The sequence below is a fragment of the Pedobacter sp. 01N416 genome (assembly GCF_056399685.1).
Window position 1 is genome coordinate 1 of sequence record NZ_JBFTRT010000426.1, and the last position, 4,515, is coordinate 4,515.

Consider the following 4,515-nt stretch of genomic DNA (forward strand, 5'->3'; position numbering starts at 1 on the left):
CAATAACCATAAGCTCGTCTAATAATACCGCTGTAATCCTCTGCTGCTGGATAGAAAGGTTAGTCTGATCTTTGACAGACATGATTTTCAATACTAAGTTTTTGAAAAATGGGCTCATATCAAACGCAAAACTACTATCTGGTAAATTTTCTGTAAGTGAAGGATCAATAAAAATGGTGTTAATGTTCGCATTTTCGGAAAAAAAAACCTGATGTTCAACATTCCCCGGAATCCAGATACCCTGTAGTGGATTTACCATCCACATCTGTTTACCAGCAGTTATTTCCATTATTCCTGTGTCACAATAAATCAGCTGCGCTCTCGGGTGGCTATGAGCCGCCATACATCTTGCATTAGAAACCTTTTCCCAGTATATGGAAAATGGCCTGTTGGGGTTTACCTCAAAACCAAGGTCAATATCAATAACTGTCCGATAATTATTATTCATTGTCTAAATATAGATATTATGACACAATGAAATGATTGAGATTTACAAAAAAAATAATTATGAATAAGGAAGATCATAAAAAACAGATTATAGCTCAGTTTACAAATCAAGCTGCCGGTTATACGGCTATTGCATCTCACAGTGATGCTTTAGATAAGTTAATCAAAATTGTATCACCAAAAACAGAAGAAAGCGTTTTGGATGTTGCCTGTGGCTCCGGGATTGTTTCTCTCGCATTTGCAAAACAGGCTCTTCATGTAACAGGAGTTGATATCACTGAGGAAATGCTTAGGGAAGCCAAGAAATGCCAACAGCAGCAAGAGATCGTCAATGTTGAATGGGTGATAGGTGAAGCGGATGCGCTGCCATTTCCTGATAACACTTTTTCAGTTGTCGTTACACGGTTTAGTTTTCATCACTTTATTGATCCTGAAGCAGTATTAAGAGAAATGATCCGAGTTTGTAGACCTGGTGGCGCTGTTATGGTTACAGATGTTGCAGTTCCTGAAGCTTGCACTTTGAAGTACGACCAAATGGAAAAATTAAGAGATCCTTCACATGTAGCGGTGCTTTCCATTCCTCAGTTTAAGGAACTCTTTGAGACAAGCGGACTAAAAAATATACGTGGAGATAATTACAAAATGGAAATAGACTTGGAACAACAACTTCACGCGTCTTTTCCTACGAACGAAAACGCTCTTAAGCATATGATTATGGGAGATGTGGAAAAAGATCAATTAGGAATAGCCGTTACACAAATTGAAGAACGATTCAGCCTATTTTATCCAGTTTATATTTTAGCAGGAAACAAGTTATAATAAACATTAGATATAAAAAAGGTTTCTTCAAACCTTACAAGGGCAAACGCATTAAAATCGTAAAACATCATTTAAATATAGTATGGCTATTTTGTTTGGGGTGAAAACCAAGGCGTCTAATTTTTGAAACATGCTTTGTAATATACCATAGTAGTGAAATCACAAAAAACTCTACTAGAGAACTTTCATTACTTGTCATCTAATTCATCAGCCAAATTAATTATACGTTTTAAATCTGACACAAAGTGGTTCGAGAAAATGTCAGTGAGGTTCACGAAAAGCCTCATAGAAATGTGAGGCTTTTTGCATTTGTACCATTATCAATAACACTTTTATTCGTAACTTTCTAAAACTGAAAAACTAGAAGGTTACCGATTATGGACCAATATCCAAAAGTTTACCTATATCAACGGACTGTTCAGGCATAATTTTTCAAGGATTAGTAAAATACAGATTAATCATCAGGCAGCAGGAGCGTATTACCTGATGATTTTACATTACCATTTCCTTGTTGTACCGATTTCGATATTCCAGTGGAGATACTCCTGTAATTTTGCGAAATACCTCTCTAAAAGCCTTTACATCTGTATAACCAACCTCATACATTACTTCGTTAACGGTTTTTCTGCTGGTTTCCAGGGCTTTCTTGGCCGATTCAATTTTAGCGCGTTGTAAGTATTCTATTGGCGTATTTCCCGTTGCCTTGATAAATCTTCTGTCAAAACTTCTCCTGCCAACTGCAAACCTGGTTGATAAATCTTCTACAGATATTTTTTGCTGGAGGTGGTTTTCGATATACAATTGAGCTTCCTTTACCATATCGTCGCCATGCAGTTTTTGTCCTTTAAAAATAATAAAGGTCGATTGGCTTTGCCTGTCCATTTCAATCTGGAAAACCTTTGAACAGAAAATGGCGGTTTGCCTGTCGAAGTATTTTTCAACCAGATACAGCAGGAGATTTAAGAATGAATACGCCCCTCCATTGGTATAAATGCCATTTTCGTCTGTAATCAGTTTATCGGGTTGTAAATTTACTTTTGGGAACATTTTACTGAAATTATCAGCCACAATCCAGTGTGTAGAACAGGTTTTGCCATCTAATAAACCAGTTGATGCCAGTAAATATGCACCAGTGCAAACACTCGCTATTTCGGCGCCATTTTTATATTGCGCGGCAATCCATTCGATTAGTTCTTTGTTCCCTTCCATTGCCTGTTGGTAGTTGTGATTTAAAGAAGGGATAATCACAAGGTCGGTTTTGGTGATAGTTGAAATATGCCTGTGCGGTTTCACCGAAAACAAACCATCATAAAAATCGACGGCTTTGGAAATACCTGCCAACTCAATTTTGAATAACTGTGTTTTGCCGTTTTCCTGCCAATAGGCATTAGCCCTGCTTAGTATTTTGTAAGAACCAACAATACTACTTAAGTTGTTCGGTCCGTCGGGCACAAGAATGGTAATGTGTTTCATCTTAATGGTTTTACATCATGTTGGTTTAGCATCAATCTGCTAATTTTATATAGTAAAGATAAAACTTAAAGCTGTCCAAATCAACCCGCTACAATGTCTATTTTACACCCTGCTTGTATCGCATATTGCGGTTAACTTTGTTTTGTTCTAATCAATCTTAAATTAAACAACAGCATAACCATGGAAAAACAAGATTTTACAGCCACCATTTTGGTAGATCAAAGCCCGAATGAAGTATTTAATGCAATTACCAATGTTAGCGGATGGTGGTCGGAAGCCATTGAAGGAGCTACCGATATCATTAACGCCGAATCCGTTTATCATTATAGAGATATTCATTACTGTAAAATGAAATTGGTAGAAATGATTCCAAATCAAAAAGTAGTATGGCTGATATTGGATAACTATTTTAAGTTTACAACCGATAAAAGCGAATGGATTGGTACGAAGTTGGTTTTTGATATTACTAAAAAAGGCGAACAAACCGCTGTAACTTTTACGCACGAGGGCTTGGTGCCGCAGTACGAATGTTATGAAATTTGCAGGGAAGCCTGGACTAACTATATAAAAGAAAGCTTGTATAAGTTGATTACCACAGGAAAGGGAGAGCCAAATCCAAAAGAAACTGATGGTTTTAATACTGAATTGGCAAAAAAGTGGAAACTGGAAGCCTGATAACCTGAACTCGATTAATAACATGCTTTTAAAGATCCTCTATAGATATTTTCAACTCACCATCGTCACCCTGAATTTATTTCAGGGTCTATCTAGCAGGAAAGATGCTGAAACAAGTTCAGCATGACGATCGCGTTAGGAAAAAGAGACTAAAATTGATCACAACGAGTAAATATTAATCGAACTAGGGTTAAATATCTGCAGCAAGTTCATTAAAACTGAACTTACTGCAGTTAAAAGCTAAATTAAATTTATTGTTAGTGTTTCCGAAGATTTTCTAGTGTGCCAATAATCTTCTTTTGGCTTTTAATGGTTTCTTCGTAAAGTTCGAGCAATTTATTTTTTTCTTTGATTAAATTTTTAAGCTCATTAAGCTCCTCATCACTTTGGGCAAGGATATCGATTTCAAATTGAGCCAGGTCTTCATCTTTACGGTAGTATTCGAAAAAATTAATACCAAGCGCAATAGAGATCCTTGTTAATAAATTGGTATCTACCGAGGCCGATTTAAGTAAAGTATCTACCCGGTGTTTGCTAACACTTATTTTCTCGGCAAGTTGATCTCTACTCATCGATTTTGCCTTCATCTCTTTCCAGACCAATAAGCCAATATTTATGCCCATGATTAAATTTACTAGGGTTTCTTTTTAGTCTCAAAACCGTACAAGCCATTTTGGTAGAGGTACGATGCCATTTGGTAATTGGATATAGCCTCATTAATCAATTTCTGATCTGCTGGTATGGCTATAGCATTTCCGTTAGTAAAATCGGGTTTGTAAGTAGTTGCTTTTTTATTCGGATCGAGAATAACCAGCTTATTGTTTTTAATGTAGCCTAAGCTCTGGTAGGTGCTTATAAATGCCCTTTCTTCGCTATCTTTCATTTTAAATACATCCTGACCAAAAAACTTACTGTCGTAACTGAAATTGAGGTAACCCAAAATGGTTGGGCCGATATCAATCTGTGCGGTGAGTTTCTCGAATTTGCCTGGTGCAATGTGCCCTGGGCTGTAAAAAATCATTGGGATGTGGTATTTATCTACTGGTAATTCTACTTTACCAGCACTAGAAGCACAGTGATCGGCTACAATTATGAATAAGG

At 36.7% G+C, this 4,515-nt stretch carries 6 protein-coding genes; 2 read left to right on the forward strand and 4 right to left on the reverse strand.

From position 1 onward, the window contains the following. Nucleotides 1-448, reverse strand: a 448-nt coding sequence (locus tag AC1DND_RS20540; RefSeq protein ID WP_477584470.1) for an AraC family ligand binding domain-containing protein, incomplete at its 3' end; no start/stop codon positions are given. A gap of 59 nt (nucleotides 449-507) precedes the next feature. On the opposite strand from AC1DND_RS20540, the gene AC1DND_RS20545 reads away from it, so the two are divergent. After that, nucleotides 508-1,266: a class I SAM-dependent methyltransferase gene (locus AC1DND_RS20545; RefSeq protein WP_477584471.1), complete on the forward strand. Its 759-nt coding sequence runs from the start codon at nucleotides 508-510 to the stop codon at nucleotides 1,264-1,266. Nucleotides 1,267-1,758: 492 nt separating this feature from the next. Here AC1DND_RS20545 and AC1DND_RS20550 read toward each other — a convergent pair whose 3' ends face one another. Beyond that, nucleotides 1,759-2,739, reverse strand: coding sequence for a GlxA family transcriptional regulator (locus tag AC1DND_RS20550; protein WP_477584473.1), 981 nt, complete (start codon nucleotides 2,737-2,739; stop codon nucleotides 1,759-1,761). Between the two features lie 180 nt (nucleotides 2,740-2,919). On the opposite strand from AC1DND_RS20550, the gene AC1DND_RS20555 reads away from it, so the two are divergent. Next, nucleotides 2,920-3,414 carry an SRPBCC family protein gene (locus AC1DND_RS20555; protein WP_477584475.1) on the forward strand — a complete coding sequence of 165 codons (495 nt, stop codon included), beginning with the start codon at nucleotides 2,920-2,922 and terminating at the stop codon, nucleotides 3,412-3,414. A 257-nt stretch (nucleotides 3,415-3,671) separates the two neighbouring features. On the opposite strand, the gene AC1DND_RS20560 is transcribed toward AC1DND_RS20555, so the two are convergent. Both AC1DND_RS20560 and AC1DND_RS20565 read right to left on the reverse strand, forming a co-directional pair. Continuing rightward, nucleotides 3,672-4,037, reverse strand: a complete 366-nt coding sequence (locus AC1DND_RS20560) for a helix-turn-helix domain-containing protein (protein ID WP_477584477.1) — start codon at nucleotides 4,035-4,037, stop codon at nucleotides 3,672-3,674. A gap of 11 nt (nucleotides 4,038-4,048) precedes the next feature. Further along, nucleotides 4,049-4,515, reverse strand: a 467-nt coding sequence (locus tag AC1DND_RS20565; protein WP_477584479.1) for a sulfatase-like hydrolase/transferase, incomplete at its 5' end; no start/stop codon positions are given.